Source organism: Amycolatopsis sp. NPDC059657 (genome assembly GCF_042734395.1).
GTDB lineage: Bacteria > Actinomycetota > Actinomycetes > Mycobacteriales > Pseudonocardiaceae > Amycolatopsis.
This window is the reverse complement of the sequence record NZ_JBHWEB010000059.1, coordinates 1-15,052: the sequence shown is the minus strand read 5'-3', so window position 1 is coordinate 15,052 and position 15,052 is coordinate 1. Positions and strand designations below refer to the sequence as shown.

Annotated in this window: 11 protein-coding genes; 7 read left to right on the top strand and 4 right to left on the bottom strand. The window is 67.1% G+C overall.

Annotated features, from left to right (window positions below):
- Window positions 1-120: 120 nt before the first annotated feature.
- Genes ACFV15_RS28200 through ACFV15_RS28190 form a run of 3 tightly spaced genes read left to right on the top strand, consistent with a single transcriptional unit; the run spans window position 121 to window position 3,202 of the window.
- Window positions 121-1,413 carry an ABC transporter substrate-binding protein gene (locus ACFV15_RS28200; RefSeq protein ID WP_378353754.1) on the top strand — a complete coding sequence of 431 codons (1,293 nt, stop codon included), beginning with the start codon at window positions 121-123 and terminating at the stop codon, window positions 1,411-1,413.
- Window positions 1,410-2,375 carry a carbohydrate ABC transporter permease gene (locus ACFV15_RS28195; RefSeq protein ID WP_378353752.1) on the top strand — a complete coding sequence of 322 codons (966 nt, stop codon included), beginning with the start codon at window positions 1,410-1,412 and terminating at the stop codon, window positions 2,373-2,375. Before ACFV15_RS28200 ends, ACFV15_RS28195 begins: the two co-directional genes overlap by 4 nt.
- Window positions 2,375-3,202 carry a carbohydrate ABC transporter permease gene (locus ACFV15_RS28190; RefSeq protein WP_378353751.1) on the top strand — a complete coding sequence of 276 codons (828 nt, stop codon included), beginning with the start codon at window positions 2,375-2,377 and terminating at the stop codon, window positions 3,200-3,202. Before ACFV15_RS28195 ends, ACFV15_RS28190 begins: the two co-directional genes overlap by 1 nt.
- 49 nt (window positions 3,203-3,251) lie before the next feature.
- Here ACFV15_RS28190 and ACFV15_RS28185 read toward each other — a convergent pair whose 3' ends face one another.
- A complete protein-coding gene (locus tag ACFV15_RS28185; protein ID WP_378353749.1) occupies window positions 3,252-3,782 on the bottom strand; it encodes a hypothetical protein in 531 nt (176 codons plus the stop codon).
- Between the two features lie 132 nt (window positions 3,783-3,914).
- Between ACFV15_RS28185 and ACFV15_RS28180 the strand changes: the two genes are divergently transcribed.
- The 3 genes from ACFV15_RS28180 to ACFV15_RS28170 all read left to right on the top strand — a co-directional run bounded on the left by ACFV15_RS28180 (window position 3,915) and on the right by ACFV15_RS28170 (window position 9,779).
- Complete coding sequence (locus ACFV15_RS28180; protein WP_378353747.1) at window positions 3,915-4,952, top strand: lytic polysaccharide monooxygenase; 1,038 nt, start codon at window positions 3,915-3,917, stop codon at window positions 4,950-4,952.
- A 274-nt stretch (window positions 4,953-5,226) separates the two neighbouring features.
- Window positions 5,227-7,851 carry a glycoside hydrolase family 2 TIM barrel-domain containing protein gene (locus ACFV15_RS28175; protein WP_378353745.1) on the top strand — a complete coding sequence of 875 codons (2,625 nt, stop codon included), beginning with the start codon at window positions 5,227-5,229 and terminating at the stop codon, window positions 7,849-7,851.
- A 506-nt stretch (window positions 7,852-8,357) separates the two neighbouring features.
- Window positions 8,358-9,779 (top strand): RICIN domain-containing protein, encoded by a 1,422-nt coding sequence (locus tag ACFV15_RS28170; protein WP_378353743.1) that lies wholly within the window; start codon window positions 8,358-8,360, stop codon window positions 9,777-9,779.
- Window positions 9,780-9,859: 80 nt separating this feature from the next.
- Here ACFV15_RS28170 and ACFV15_RS28165 read toward each other — a convergent pair whose 3' ends face one another.
- The 3 genes from ACFV15_RS28165 to ACFV15_RS28155 all read right to left on the bottom strand — a co-directional run bounded on the left by ACFV15_RS28165 (window position 9,860) and on the right by ACFV15_RS28155 (window position 13,549).
- Window positions 9,860-10,888 carry a LacI family DNA-binding transcriptional regulator gene (locus ACFV15_RS28165; RefSeq protein ID WP_378353742.1) on the bottom strand — a complete coding sequence of 343 codons (1,029 nt, stop codon included), beginning with the start codon at window positions 10,886-10,888 and terminating at the stop codon, window positions 9,860-9,862.
- 231 nt (window positions 10,889-11,119) lie between these two features.
- On the bottom strand, window positions 11,120-12,499 hold the full coding sequence (locus tag ACFV15_RS28160; protein WP_378353740.1) for a glycoside hydrolase family 43 protein: 1,380 nt from the start codon (window positions 12,497-12,499) through the stop codon (window positions 11,120-11,122).
- 12 nt (window positions 12,500-12,511) lie between these two features.
- Window positions 12,512-13,549 (bottom strand): endo-1,4-beta-xylanase, encoded by a 1,038-nt coding sequence (locus ACFV15_RS28155; RefSeq protein ID WP_378353738.1) that lies wholly within the window; start codon window positions 13,547-13,549, stop codon window positions 12,512-12,514.
- Between the two features lie 272 nt (window positions 13,550-13,821).
- Between ACFV15_RS28155 and ACFV15_RS28150 the strand changes: the two genes are divergently transcribed.
- Window positions 13,822-14,922 (top strand): non-reducing end alpha-L-arabinofuranosidase family hydrolase, encoded by a 1,101-nt coding sequence (locus ACFV15_RS28150; RefSeq protein ID WP_378353737.1) that lies wholly within the window; start codon window positions 13,822-13,824, stop codon window positions 14,920-14,922.
- Window positions 14,923-15,052: the final 130 nt, after the last annotated feature.

Genomic DNA, 15,052 nt, shown 5'->3' with positions numbered 1-15,052 from the left:
CCATGTAAAACGTTATCGACAACGATTGACATTCGTTTTTCGGGCGCGCAAACTCGTCGCCAGCCCGGGCGTCGTCACGCCCCGTCCAACTCGGCCGAAGTCGTCAGGAGTGGACCAACGATGCTTTCGTTCCGCCGAATCCGTGTTCTCGCAGCGTTCGCGGCCGTCGTCCCGCTGGTGGTGACCGCCTGCGGCGGGGGAGCCGATACGAGCGCCCAGCCGAGCGGGCCGGTCACGCTCACCTGGTGGCACAACGGCACCACCGACCCGATCAAGACGATCTGGGAGGAGACGCTCGCCGAGTACCGGCAGGCCCATCCGGACGTCACGATCAAGGCCCAGCCGCTGCAGAACGAGGAGTTCACCACCAAGGTGCCCCTGGCACTGCAGTCGAGTGAGCCGCCGGAGATCTACCAGTCGTGGGGCGGCGGCGAACTGGGTTCCCAGGTCACTTCCGGCAAGGTCGCCGACCTCACCGAGACGACCAAGGGCTGGATCTCGTCGATCGGCAAGTTCGCCGAAGGCTGGCAGGTCGGCGGCAAGCAGTACGGCGTCCCGTTCGAACAGCACATCGTCGGCTTCTGGTATCGCAAGGATCTGTTCGCACAGGCGGGAATCACCACCCCACCGTCTACTTTGGACGAACTGAACGCCGCCGTCGCCAAGCTGAAGGCCGCTGGTGTGGCACCGGTGGCGGTCGGCGGCAAGGACCGCTGGCCGGACGCGTTCTACTGGAACTACTTCGCGCTGCGCGCCTGCTCGGCGGACACGCTCAAGCAGGCGGTCAAGGCGGTCAAGCTGGAAGACCCCTGCTGGACGAAGGCGGGCGAGCTACTCAAGGCCTTCCTGGCGACGCAGCCCTTCCAGCCCGGATTCGCGGGCACTCCCGCCCAGCAGGGTGCGGGCAGCTCGGCCGGTCTGCTCGCGAACGGCAAGGCGGCGATGGAACTGCAGGGCGATTGGGAGCCGGGCACGATGTCCTCGCTGACCGAGGACAAGGACCTCGAGTCGAAGGTCGGCTGGTTCCCGTTCCCGTCGGTGCCCGGTGGCGCCGGTGACCCGGCCGCCGTGCTCGGCGGCGGCGACGGCTTCTCGTGCACCCTGCGTGCGCCCAAGGCGTGCGCGGACTTCCTGCGGTACCTCGGCAGCGAGCCGGTGCAGACCAAGATCGCGGCGAAGGGCGCCGGGCTGCCGGTGAACCCGGCGGCCGCGAAGGCATTGAAGACCGAGACGCTCAAGAGCGTCTTCGACTACGGCCAGCGGGCGCCTTACCTGCAGATGTACTTCGACAAGGCGTTCCCGACCGCGGTCGGCGCCGCGCTCAACGACGCCGTCGCCAACTTCTTCGCCGGTCAGGGCACGCCAGAGGGCATCGTGTCCGCGGTGAACCAGGCCGCTGCAGGCGGGAAGTGACGACGACGGCGGCCCCGGTGCGGACAGTGCCGTCCGCACCGGCGGCCCGGCACCGCGAGCGGCGGCCCCGGCTGCGCACCAAGCTGGAACTCGCGTTCCTGCTGGGGCCCGCGCTGCTGCTGTTCACCGCGTTCGTGCTGGTACCGATCGGGATAGCCGGGTTCTACAGCCTGTTCGAGTGGAACGGCTTCGGCCCGCTCGACGATTTCGTCGGCTTCGACAACTACAAAGCCGCCTTCACCGGCGATGTGTTCCGCGGCGCCATCGGGCACAACCTGCTGATCGCCGCACTGTCCATTGTGGTCCAGTTGCCGTTGTCGATCGCACTGGCGCTGCTGCTGAACCGGAAGTTGCGTGGCCGGGCGGTGGTTCGTGCACTGGTGTTCGCGCCGTACGTGCTGTCGGAGGCGATCACCGCGGTGATCTGGCTGCTCATGCTGCAGCCGGGCGGCTTCGTCGACCAGCTGCTCCGCAGTGCCGGGCTCGGCGGCCTGGTCCAGCAGTGGCTGGCCGATCCGGCGCTGGTGCTCTACACGCTGTTCGGCGTGATCACCTGGAAGTACATCGGTTTCGGCATCATTCTCCTGCTCGCCGGCCTGCAGGCCGTGCCAGCCGAGCTGCGGGAGGCGGCCGCGCTCGACGGCGCCTCGGCGTGGCAGACCACCCGGCACGTGGTGCTGCCGCTGCTCGGCCCGACCATCCGGATCTGGATCTTCCTCTCGGTCATCGGTTCGCTGCAGCTGTTCGACCTGGTGTGGATCATGACGCTCGGCGGCCCGGCCAACGCCTCGGCCACGATGGCGACCTACCTGGTCGACCACGGCTTCAAGCGCTATGAGTTCGGCTTCGGCAGCGCGGTCGCGGTGATCCTGTTCGCCATTTGTTTCGTGTTCGCCTTGCTGTACCAGCGGTTCGCGCTGCGCCGCGACACCGAAGGCGCGCTCACCAGGATGGCGGGCTGATGCCGGGCCCGCGCAGGTTCGGCCTGTCGATGGGGTACCTCGCGGCGATCGCCGTACTCGGGGTCACCGTTGTCCCGCTGTTGTTCGTGGTGCTCGGCGGGTTCCGCACCACCGCGCAGATCAACGCCGAGCCCGCCGGGCTGCCCCGGCCGTGGGTGTGGGACAACTACCGCGCGATCCTCGGTTCGAGCGCGTTCTGGACGTTCCTCGGCAACAGCGCGCTGATCGCCGTCATCGCCACCACGCTGGCCGTCGGCTTCGGCTCGATGGCGGGATTTGCGCTCTCGCGGTACATGTTCAAGGGGCGTGAGGCGCTCTACACGGTGTTCACGCTCGGCCTGCTGTTTCCGCTGGGTGTGGCGACTTTGCCGCTGTACCTGTGGTTGCGGCAGCTCGGCATGCTGGAGAGCTTCTGGGGCGTGGCGATTCCGGAGGCCGCGTTCTCGTTGCCGGTGACGATCGTGATCCTGCGCCCGTTCATGCGCGCGGTACCCGGCGAGCTCGAGGACGCGGCCGTGCTCGACGGGCTGACCAGGCTCGGCTTCTTCTGGCGGATACTGCTGCCGCTGTCCGCGCCCGCGCTGACCACCGTCGCCGTCCTCGCATTCGTCACCAGCTGGAACGCGTATCTGCTGCCACTGCTCGTCTTCAACGATTCCGCGCATTTCACGCTGCCGCTGGGGGTGGCGACGTTCCAGTCCCAGTATTCGCAGGACACCGCACGGGTGCTCGCGTTCACCGCGTTGTCGATGATCCCGGCACTGGCCTTTTTCGTACTCGCCGAACGCCGCATCGTCGGCGGCTTGACCGGTTCCGTCAAAGGCTGACGGTTGCCGGACGACACGGCAGCACCGGGCTCGCCGCGGGATCGCGCGGTCAGTGGTGGTGCTCGGGGTTGGCGAAAACGCAGCCTTCGACGTCCGCGGGAATCCGATGCACCTGCGGATCGTCGTAGTGGCACCGCAAGTAGTAGAGCCCTAGCCGGGACGTCGCAAGAAACCCTTGTGTCACCGCGAAACCATTGCCGAAACCGAAGGCGGGGCCGTCGTTGACCCGCCCCGAGGCCATGGCCTCGCGCCAGTGCGCCTGGAACTCGGGAAACCGTCCATCCCGGAACACCAGCAGGCCGACCTTCGGGAAGTTCGGCGGTACCGAGCAGGTTGCCCATTCGGCGACGAACGGTTGATACAGTGTCGTCCACTGTGGACCGATGAACCGCGCGAAGTCCTCGCGGCTCGGCGTCGTCACGTCGCGGCAGGCGCCGGTGCGCTCGCCGACCCAGGCGGCGAGCGTCGTCGTGGACGCCATTGGGGGTGACAACGCGGCGGAACCGTGCGGCGGCGGCGGGTCGGCGGAGCAGGCCGTCAGCGTCAGCAGGATGGCGGGGAGCAGACAGCGCGGTCTCATGCGTCGCCTCCTCGTCACCAGACCGGTCTGAGAGCGTTCTCATAAGCGTAGCCGGGATATTCCGCTCTTGACAAGGAATGCGGATAGTCAGAGTCTGGAATCGCTCCCAGAGAAGTGAGCGGAAGGACCGCGATGAGGAGAACCCGAAGACTAGCCCTGCTCTCCGCACTGGCTCTCGCACTGTCCACAATGGCCGGAATAGCGATCGGCAACACGCCGGCGTCGGCGCACGGCGCACTGATGAAACCGGGTAGCCGCACGTTCTTCTGCTGGAAGGACGGCCTCACCCCGCAAGGGAACCTGATACCCCAGAACCCGGCCTGCGCCGCGGCCGCCGCGGCGAGCGGCACGAACCCGCTGTACAACTGGTTCAGCGTGCTGAGATCCGACGGCGATGGCCGGACCAGAGGGTTCATCCCGGATGGCCAGCTGTGCAGTGGCGGCAACCAGACCTTCGACGGCTGGAACCTGCCTCGCGACGACTGGCCGCAAACCCACCTCACGGCCGGCTCGGACTTCAAGTGGGCCTACAACGCCTGGGCGGCCCACCCCGGCTGGTTCTACCTGTACGTCACCAAGGACACCTGGAGCCCGACCAGGGCCCTGACCTGGAACGATCTCGAGGACCAGCCGTTCCTCTCCGTCGACCACCCGCCGCTGACCGGCCCGGTCGGCAGTGTGGACGGTCAGTACAACTGGGCGGGCAAGCTGCCTGCCGGGAAGATCGGCAAGCACATCATCTACTCGGTGTGGAAACGCTCTGACAGCAAGGAAACCTTCTACGGCTGTTCGGACGTGACCTTCGACGGCGGCAACGGTGAAGTCACCGGTGTCGGCGAGCCGGGCACACCGACACCGGTGCCCGGCGCGTGCAACGCCGAGTACAAGGTCTCCGGCACCTGGTCCGGTGGTTTCCAAGCGGAGGTGGTCGTCCGCAACCCTGGCACGACCGCGTTGAACGGCTGGACGGCGTCGTGGACTCCCGCGGCAGGCCAGCAGGTGCTGAGCGTGTGGAACGGTGTCCGGCTCAGCGCGGGATCACTGGTCGCGGTGCGCAACGCCGACTGGAATCGCGTCATCCAGCCGGGCGGTCAGGCGACCTTCGGCCTCACCGGCAGTTCCAGTGGCAGCAATGTGCCCGACGGCCAGGTTTCCTGTTCGAGTCCGTAGCTTCGCGTGTTGACGGCAGCCAGCCGGTCTCGGTCGGCTGCCATCAGCCGTTTACGGCATGCCGCACAGCATCGGCTCTGGACTCCCTCTCGCGCATCCTCTATACATACAAGCGTTGTCCGCACCGAAAACTCCGAGTGAATCGATCGCGTCGACCACGCACAGAAATGTTAGCGCTAACACAGACCTGGTGATGGGTGCGTGGCGCGGCCTGCGGTCGTGTGCGTCCATAAAGGACAGTTCGTTGCCCGTCAATGACGAGAGGGCTACTCCCATGCAGCACACTCCGACGTTCCGTCGTCGGCGCTTCACGCCGCTTCTGCCGGCAGCCACGGTGTTTCTCGCCTTGGTGACAGGCGTGGCACCGGCCGCGGCGAAGCCAGTGGCCACGGCGTCACCCGGCTTGGACGGCGTGACCGCAGGCACTGCCGCGATCGCTTCCGTCGACCTGGCCGGCCGCTGGGCTTTCACCCCGGCGGGGCGGGGCGCGACGTCGATCGCCGTGCCGGGCGGCGGCTGGTACAAGCAGGGCTTCACCGACGTTTCCGAGGCGGTGTACTCGCGCACGATCACGGTGCCGGACCAGGGACGCCCGCAGTCGACGTGGATCGAGTTCGGTGCGGTGAACCACGAGGCGACGCTGTCGGTGGACGGCAACAAGGTCGCGACGCGGACCACCGCGTTCACCCCGCAGAACTTCGACATCAGCGCCTATGCCGCGCCGGGCACCACACACACGATCAGTGTCGCGGTGAAAGGCCGCAACGCGATGAAGAACCCGGCGAACGGCAAGTACGTGGTCCCTGACGCCGCGGAGTGGTCGGAAGCGGTACCTCAGGGCATCTACCGCTCGGCGTTCCTGCGCGTGTATCCGGCCGTGTACGTCAGCGACACGTTCATCCGCACCTCGGTGACCGACAAGACGCTCAGCTACGACGTTTCGGTGACCAACACTTCCGGGAGCGCACGGTCGGTGACGCTCTCCGGCGGGCTTTCGTCAGCGACCGGCGCGTCGTTCGGCTACCCGGCGCTGCCCGGCCGCACGGCAACGGTGGCCGCGCACTCGACGGTGACCGTGCGAGTCGGCCCGGTGGCGTGGACCCCCGGTTCCACCTCGTACTGGTGGCCGAATGTGCCCTATCGGCCGGGCTACCGGGCCCAGCTGCACAAGCTGGCGGTGCACGTGGTGACCGACGACGGCCGCAGCAGTGACGCCGCCTACCGGTTCGGATTCCGGGAGAGCGCCCAGAACGGGGAGTACTACACGGTCAACGGCGTGCGCGTGAACCTGCGCGGTGACAACCTGCAGGGCGCGGATTTCGACCGGATCGACAACGGCGGCAAGGGCGACGCCTACGACACGCTGCCCGGTTTCCTGCCGCCATCGGCAGGCAACGGTGGCTGGCCACAGGCCGTCGACAACTACCAGCGCCTCAACTTCAACGTGGTCCGCGTCCACCAGGAGCCTGCCAGCCCGTACATGCTCGACGTGGCCGACGAGCTGGGCCTGATGATCATCGACGAAACCGGCATCCGCGGCTCGAACGGACTGCAGGACTTCGTCGCCGGGCACGACTACATGGTCGAGCACGCACGGGCGCTGACCCTGCGCGACCGCAACCATCCCGCGATCGTCCGCTGGAGCCAGTCCAACGAACCCGACCTGTCCGGCTTCGACTCGGAGAAGTTCGAAAAGGACCTCTACGCGGCGATGAACGGCGCCGACGGCACCCGGCCGATCAGCGTCGACTCGGGACCAGGCCAGCCCGCGAATCCGTACCCTGGCATCAGCTACCCCAATTTCGCCACGTTCGGGCACTATCTGGACGGCCTCGGCAAGTACGGCGAGCGGCTCCAGCCCGTGGCAGGCAGGCCCGACGGCGAGGGCGAGTACATCTGGCCCGCGTGCAACACCAAGCGGGGCTTCGAGTGGTTCGCCACGGCCACGGCGGCCAAGCGTGGCAAGGACGCCGCCGACCTGCGGCCCTACACCCTGCTGTCGGGCTGGGCCGGCGTCGTGCCAGGGGTGCGCACCACCGACTTCACCCCGGAAGAGGGCGGGCATCCCATCTACGGTGCCGACAACCTGGCAGACCCTTGGGGCAACCCGCAGCTCCAGCGGATCCAAGCCGCGTTCAACCCGGTCGCCGCGATCGACCTGCCCTACTGGTCGGCGTCGGGCGTGTCGGACTCGAACGGCGCCTTCCCGCTGCCGGGATCGGTGGACACCTATCGGCACGGCAGTGCGGTGACGCGGAACATCACCGTCTTCAACGACGACCTCAGTGGCGGTGCCGTCGGCTTCTCGTGGACGGCGCGGCTCGACCGGCCGGACGGCCCCGTCGTCGCCTCCGGGGGCGAGACGCTGTCCATCCCGCTCGGCACCAGGGTCACGAGGCCGGTTTCGTTCACCACGCCTGCCGGCGGCAGCCGGGTCTACCTCGTGCTGTCGACCACGAAATCCGGCAACACGGTCTTCCGTGACGCCGTCGAGTACTTCGGCCTCGGCACCCCGAAGTCCACAGTGGACGACGCGAACCCGTCGGTGACCTACACCGGCACCTGGGGCCACGCCGCCGACGAGCCTGGCATCTTCGCCGGAACCAACTCCTACAGTGACGTCGCGGGCGACACGGCGACGTTGAGCTTCGCCGGCACCGGCGTCACGCTGCGCGGTGTCACCGCACCCGGCCACGGCATCGCGGCGATCTCCGTCGACGGCGGCGCCGAGACGCTCGTCGACGAGTACGCGGCCGAGCGCACCGGAGACGTCGCGGTGTGGACGAGCCCGCGGCTGACGTCCGGCCCGCACACGATCCGCGTGCGGGTCACCGGCACCCAGCGGCCCGCGGCGACGGACAACTGGGTCACCGTCGACCGGTTCGAGATCGTCGACTGATACGGGGTCGTGAGTGTTCCCGCCGAGTTATTGCCCGGAAACCCAAACGTGGCGTCGTGAGTGGTACGGCCGGTTCTAACCGGTCTAAACACTCACGACCCCTGGTCTCGCGTGGCCAGGCCGTGGGCGAGGGGTTCCACCGCTGCACCGAACGCAGCAGGGGAACCCCTCGTTCAAGAGCGAAAGGGCATGCGCGAGTGGTAACTCTGCTCCGTTGGACGCAGCAGAGTCACCACTCGCGACCTGTCCGAGCCTCGCGAAGTGACGGCCCCGCCGGCCTGCCCGGAGCACGCCACATTTGCCCTTCCCCTCAATAGAACCGGTCGGAACACTCACGACCCCGGTCGGCATTTCGGTGAATAGGCCGTTCGAACGTGAACGTAGTTGAGCGTTTCGGTTCGCTTTGTTGCGCACGGTCGGCGATTTCCTTGATATTAATTTCGCCACTACCGATCTTGCCACACTGCTGTGGTCGAGGCGAGCGGCTGGTCAGAAGGGAAGAGTCGATGAGATCGCCGAAATTGTTGGCGGTATTCGCGCTGATCGTCGGAATGCTGGCCGGTGCGCCCATGCAGGCGCACGCGTCCACTTCCCAGTTCCGGGGGGTGAACTGGGCGGACCAGCGCGACAATTTCGTCAACGGCGTGTTGTACGTCTCCGGGCTGGGCGCGTCGGACACCTACGCGTCGGCCGCCACCGTCGCCGACCAGGTGGTCGGCCAGATGTATGCCATCACCGGCGCGAACACGGTCCGGATGCCGATCAACGAGCCCACCGTCGCGAACTACTGGACGACCTACACCGGTGCGATCGACAAAGCGCTCAGCAAAGGGAAAGTGATTCTGGCCTACTGGGCGTACACCGGTGGAAAACCGCAGAGTTCGACCGCGTTCGACCAGATGTGGGATCGGGTCGTCGGCAAGTACGGCAGTAACCCGAACGCCTACTTCGAGGTCATCAACGAACCGGCCGGTTACGACATCACCAGTCTGAACAATATGTACAACGGCTGGCTGAACAGGTATCCCAGCGTGCCGCGTGGCCGGGTGATACTCGACGGTGGCGGCCTGGCGCAGAATGTCGCCGGTGTCGGCGGTGACAGCCGACTCAACAACACGCTGCTCGCGGTCCACGACTATTCGTTCTTCGCCGGTTACGAAAGCGAAAACGAATGGGCCAACCACATCGCCGGCTATATCGGCGCGTACGCCGACCGCACGATCGCCACCGAATGGGGCGGGCCGATGGGGCCAGGCAGCAAGAACGGCGTCAGCTACGACAAGATCGACTACAGCATCCCGAGCGGGTCGTTCTTCGCCGACTACAACCGGGGTGTCAGCAGCAAGCTGCGCAGCCTCGGGATGGGCAGCGTGTACTGGCCGGGCCTGCGTGACGGCGATTGGTACAGCCTGACCACCAAGACCGGGACCGGCGCGAACATCAAGCTCTCACTGGTGAACGCGTCAGGCCTGACCCGGCTGCGGTACGCGTGGGGGATCGGGGACGGCGGCGGCACTTACGCGAGGATCGTCAACGCGGCCACCGGTCTCTACGCCGACGGCCTCGGAAGCACGTCCGCCGGCGGCGACGCTGGCCAATGGGGAGACAGCGCGAGCCGCGCCGAGCAGCAGTGGGTCGTCGAGAACTACGGGAACTACGTCCGCGTCAAGAACCGTGCCACCGGCCTCTACCTCGACGGCGCGGGCCGCACGGCCAACGGCGCCGCGGTGGCTCAGTACGCCGCGAGCACCGCCACCAGCCAGCAGTGGTCGGTGGTGACCGACGCCAACACCGTGCGCATCAAAAACCGGGCGACCGGCAAGTACATCGACGGAATGGGGAGCGCGGGCAACGGCGCCGATCTGGGCCAGTACAGCGACAGCACCAGCAAAAACCAGCGCTGGCGCATAGTCGCGGCCCCCGGCTGACCCCGGAGCGCGCGACGCCGGCCATCAATCCAAGGGCGCCATCTGCCGGCAGATGGCGCCCTTGGCGCGAGAAGGGGAGGTCAGGCTGACTCGCGCACGACCAGCTCGGTGTCGAAGACCAGGCTGGGGTGCGTGGCGGGTTCTTCGATCATCGCGAGGAGTTCGCGGGCCATCCGGGCGCCCATCTCCTCGATCGGCTGGCGCACCGTGGTCAGCGGTGGCTCGGTGCGGCGGCCGATCGGGAGGTCGTCGAAGCCGATCACGGCGACGTCGTCGGGCACACGCCGCCTGGCACGGCGCAACGCGCGGAGCGCGCCTGCCGCCATCAGGTCGGAGGCGGCGAAGATGGCGTCGACGTCCGGCCTGCGCTCGAGCAGCCGTGCCGTGGCGTGTTCGCCGGAGGCCAGCCCGAAGTCGCCGAAGACCACCAGGCCGTCATCGGTGCCGTCGGCCTCGCGGATGACCTTCCGGTAGCCGAGCAGCCGATCGGCGCCCGCGGTCATGTCCTGTGGCCCCGCGATCGTCGCGATGGTGCGCCGCCCGGACGCGATCAGGTACCGGACGGCCTGCTCCGCGCCACCCCGGTTGTCAGCGTCCACATAGGAGTATCGGCCGGAATCCCTGTCGCACGCCGGTCGCCCGCCGAACACCACCGGGATACCGAGCAAGGCGAGGTCGAGCGGGTACCGGCCGTGCATGCCGACCACCAGCGCTCCGTCGACGTGCCCGTCGGCGAGATAGTGCGCGATCGAGGCCGGATAGTCCTCCGCGGCCGACATGGGGATCAGCACGAGCTGCGATCCCGCCGCGGTCAGCTCCTTGTTCATCCCGGCCGCAACCCTTGCCACATAAGGGTCCGCGAACAGCTGCAGCATCGTTTCGCAGACCACCAGCGCGACCGAACCGGTGCGCCGCAGGTCTTTCAGGCTCGCGGCCCGCCTGCGGGCGTAACCGAGCGTGGCCATGGCGGATTTGACCTGGTTTCGTGTCTCCGGCCGCACCCTGGCGAAACCGTTGAGCACGCGGGACGCTGTCGCCGTCGACACGCCGGCGACCCTGGCCACATCGGCCAGCGTGGGACGGATATCGGACAACTCGACTGAGGACACAATCCACCTTCCCAAGACAACTCTGTCCAGTGGGCGGCGCTTGCCCAAAACTGTGTTGATTCCTGTCGTCGCCCGTTTCAGGATTCTTCCAGGAATAGGGCCAGGCTGGCGATTTTCATCCATTCAGACCACATGTGCGAACTCTGCGTGAATGGGTACGACCCCGGCGAAGGGGCCGGACGCGCCGCGGCGCCCGCCCCCTCGGAAACGGGACGGGCGCCGCGGTCCGGCTCAGCGCGCGCCGAACTGCCACCAGTTCAGGTTGAACAGGAACCCGCCTCCGCCGGTGAACCGGAGGTACAGGTCATGGGTGCCGGACGCGCCGGTGACCGGGCACGAGACCGTGGCCCAGTTCTGCCAGCCGCCGGTGCCACGGACGCCGCACTTGCCCACCAGCGTGCCGGTGGGGCCGTCGAGACGGAGTTCGACGTCGCCGCCGCCGGTCGCCGAAGCCACCCTGGTGGTGAAGGAAACCGCGCCGGCACCGAACGCGACGCCCTTCACCTTGATCCAGTCGCCGTTCTCGATGTGCGAGACGTTCATACCGCCTTCGCTGGAGACCTCCGTCTCGATGCCGGAGCCCCATGCGATGGTTTCGGCCTCCTGACGGGTATACGGATCCAGAGCGGCGACCTGCGGCGCTCCCGTGCTGGACATCGTGATCGTCGGGAGTGTGCCGTCAGCCCGGTAGCCGAACTTCTCGACGGCGACAGACCGGGTGAAGCCACCGCCGCCCGGCAACGCGCCGTTGTGGTAGAAGAAATACGAGCCGCCCTGGAAATCGACGATGCCGGGATGGTTGGTGAAGCTGCTGCCCTGGGTCGGCATGACCGTGCCGCGGTAGGTCCACGGGCCGGTCGGGCCGGGCGCCGTCGAATAGCCGATGAACTCCGAGCAGCACTTGGCCGCGAAAACGTTGTAGTACAACCCGTTTCGCTTGTAGACCCAGGGGCCCTCCTCGAACAGGGTCGGCCGGTTGCCGCCGTCCGGCCGGGTGCCGAACCCCGCGGTGGTGAGCGGGATCTTGGCCGGGCTGCCCGTGAACGAGATCATGTCGGGGTTCAGCTTGACGTACCACAGGTTCGGGTTGCCCCAGTAGAGATACGCCTGGCCGTTGTCGTCGATGAAGACCGTCGGGTCGATCTCGCCGTTCTCCGCCAGCGGGTGGCCGAGCGCGTCCTTGAACGGGCCGGTGGGGCTGTCGGACACCGCGACCCCGATGGCGTAGCGCCCGGTGGCCCTGTTGGTCGTCGGCACGTACCAGTAGAACTTGCCGTTGCGCTCGATGGCCTGGCCAGCCCACGCGTTGGCGCTCGCCCACGTGAAGGTGGCCAGGTTCATCGGGGAGCCGTGGTCGGTCCAGTTCACCATGTCGGCGGACGACCACACCCGCCATTCCTTCATGGTGAACCAGGTGGAGTTGTCCTCGTCGTGTCCGGTGTAGAGGTAGACCCGGCCGTTGTGCACCAGCGGGGCTGGGTCGGCCGTGTGGATGTGCTGGATGATCGGGTTGTCGGCGGCGGCCGCCGCCGGGAGCAGCGTGGCGGCGCAGATCATGGTGGCCAGCCAGGCGAGTCCACGCCTGAGCCGGGCGTGCCGGGACGGTCGCATCGGTACCTCCGGTCAGTGTGCCGATGCCGCGGTGTGCGGAACCACCGAGCCGCTGTTGAGCGCGTTCAGCACGGAGGTGTACGCGGCCTTCTTGTTGCCGGCACCGTCGAAGAGCAGCGGGGTGTCGCGCGAGCGCCAGGAATCGGTGTCGCGGATACCCCACACGGTGATGCCGCCGCAGCGCGCGACGCTGAAGCAGGCCTGCGTGACCCGGCGATAGTTGTCGGCCTGCTGCGCGCCCGATCCGGCGATGTCGAGCTCGGTGATCTGCACCTCGACGCCGAGTTCACCGAAGCGCTGGATGGTGGTCTGGTAGTCACCGGGGATGCCGGTGCCGAAGTGAGACTGGAGCCCGACGCAGTCGATCGGGACGCCGCGCGCCTTGAAGTCCTTCACCATCCGGTAGACGCCTTGCGTCTTCGCGGCGGACCAGCTGTCGATGTTGTAGTCGTTGTAGCAGAGCTTGGCTCCGGGATCGGCGGCGCGCGCGGTGCGGAAGGCGACCTCGATCCAGTCGTTGCCGGTGCGCTGGAGGTTGGAGTCGCGGCGGCCACCCGAGCCGCCGTCGGCGAACGCCTCGTTCACCACGTCCCAGGCGTAGAGCTGGCCACGGTAGTGGCCCGCGACCTTGGTGATGTGGTTGACGAGCGCGGAACGCAGCGCCGGGCCCTCCATCCGCTGCATCCAGCCGGGTTGCTGGCCGTGCCAGGCGAGCGTGTGACCCCGTACGCGTTTGCCCTGGCCGCGTGCCTGGTTCAGGATCCGGTCACCGTTGCCGAAGGTGAACTGGTTCGGATTCGGTTCGGTGGCGTCCATCTTCATCTCGTTCTCGGCGGTGACCATGGAGAACTCCCGGTTGAGAATTCCGACGTAGGTCCCGTCGCCGAGCCTGCCGGCGGCGACGGCGGTGCCGAAGTAGCGGCCGCTCTGCGCGGCGGACGCGCCGAGCGTCGAGGCGGCGCCCGCCGGGCCTGCCGCCAGTAGCGTGGCGCTCGTGATCAAGGTGGTCACGAGTGCCGCTCGCGACACCGACTTCGCTGTCAATTTCATATTTGGCACCTTCTCGAGGGGATATCCGGAAACCCGGGTTCACGCGGTGGGAGTTTTCGCAGTGTGGCATCGCTATGTTCACGCTCACAAGAGTGCCGCGATAATTGCGTTGAGTGCGTTGCCCTGAATGGAGCATCTGCCGTGAAAGTTACATCTGGAAAATGTTCGTTTGTTTCGAAACATTGACGCCCGCGAGGCCTGCTGCTTTCATTGCTCGAAAGTTCCTTCATGGCGGCGAAAACGTCGATGACGACATCCGGAAAGAGCGAACCATGATCAAGAAGCTGTCCGCCAAGCCGTCGTCCTCACGCCGGGCCAGGCTGGCCGCGGCCGCCACGGCGGTCGTGGCGGCGCTGTCGGCGTTCACCATGGCGCCCGCGCCGTCTTCGGCCACGACGGCGGAGACGGCCGCAGGCGATCTCCCCACCAGCTTCCGCTGGTCGTCCAGCGGAACCCTGATCAGCCCGAAGCCGGACTCGTCGCATCAGACGGTGTCGGTGAAGGACCCGAGCGTCATTTACCACAACGGCAAGTACCACGTGTTCGCGTCGGTGTACACCAACGGATACAACCTGATGTACACCAGCTTCTCCGACTGGTCGCAGGCGGCTTCGGCGCCGCACTACTACCTCGACCGCGGCAAGATCGGCCCCGGCTACCGTGCCGCGCCGCAGGTGTTCTACTTCGCGCCGCAGCGGCTTTGGTACCTCGTCTACCAGACCGGCGCGGGCGGGTCGTACTCCACCACCACCGACATCAGCCGCCCGGAGACGTGGTCGGCGCCGAAGAACTTCTACTCCTCGATGCCGTCGATCATCAGGGACAACATCGGCAACGGCTACTGGGTCGACTTCTGGAACGTGTGCGACTCCGCCAAGTGCTACCTGTTCTCCTCGGACGACAACGGTCACCTCTACCGCTCCGAGACCACGCTGGCGAACTTCCCCAACGGTTTCGGCAACACGGTGATCGCGATGCGGGACGCCAATCGCAACAGGCTGTTCGAGGCGTCGAACCTCTACAAGATCCAGGGCAAGAACCAGTACCTGCTGGTGCACGAGGCCATCGGCTCCGACGGCCGCCGCTGGTTCCGCTCCTGGACCGCGCCCGCGATCACCGGTCCGTTCACCGCGCTCGCCGACAGCGAGTCGAACCCGTTCGCCCGCGCCAACAACGTGACGTTCCCGAATGGACAGTGGACTAAGGACATCAGCCACGGCGAGATGGTGCGCACCAACGTCGACCAGACGATGGAGATCAGTCCCTGCAAGATGACTTACCTCTACCAGGGCATGAACCCGAGCTCAGGCGGCGACTACAACCGCCTCCCATGGCGGCTCGGCCTGCTCACCCAGACCAACTCCACCTGTTGAGCCGCGGGGGGGGGGCCGCGGGGGCCCCCCCCCGGCCGGGGCGCCCCGCCGCGCGGGGGTGGGGGATAGCCGGTGTTGTTGAGACAAGGAACAAAAAAAAAACTTGGGGGGGGGGGGGGCGGGGACGGCC

What these genes read in the sequence shown, in the direction of transcription:
- ACFV15_RS28185 (WP_378353749.1), bottom strand. Translation starts at nt 3,782, where the DNA reads ATGAGACCGCGCTGTCTGCTCCCCGCCATCCTGCTGACGCTGACGGCC.
- ACFV15_RS28170 (WP_378353743.1), top strand. Translation starts at nt 8,358, where the DNA reads ATGAGATCGCCGAAATTGTTGGCGGTATTCGCGCTGATCGTCGGAATG.
- ACFV15_RS28180 (WP_378353747.1), top strand. Translation starts at nt 3,915, where the DNA reads ATGAGGAGAACCCGAAGACTAGCCCTGCTCTCCGCACTGGCTCTCGCA.
- ACFV15_RS28150 (WP_378353737.1), top strand. Translation starts at nt 13,822, where the DNA reads ATGATCAAGAAGCTGTCCGCCAAGCCGTCGTCCTCACGCCGGGCCAGG.
- ACFV15_RS28175 (WP_378353745.1), top strand. Translation starts at nt 5,227, where the DNA reads ATGCAGCACACTCCGACGTTCCGTCGTCGGCGCTTCACGCCGCTTCTG.
- ACFV15_RS28155 (WP_378353738.1), bottom strand. Translation starts at nt 13,549, where the DNA reads ATGAAATTGACAGCGAAGTCGGTGTCGCGAGCGGCACTCGTGACCACC.
- ACFV15_RS28160 (WP_378353740.1), bottom strand. Translation starts at nt 12,499, where the DNA reads ATGCGACCGTCCCGGCACGCCCGGCTCAGGCGTGGACTCGCCTGGCTG.
- ACFV15_RS28190 (WP_378353751.1), top strand. Translation starts at nt 2,375, where the DNA reads ATGCCGGGCCCGCGCAGGTTCGGCCTGTCGATGGGGTACCTCGCGGCG.
- ACFV15_RS28200 (WP_378353754.1), top strand. Translation starts at nt 121, where the DNA reads ATGCTTTCGTTCCGCCGAATCCGTGTTCTCGCAGCGTTCGCGGCCGTC.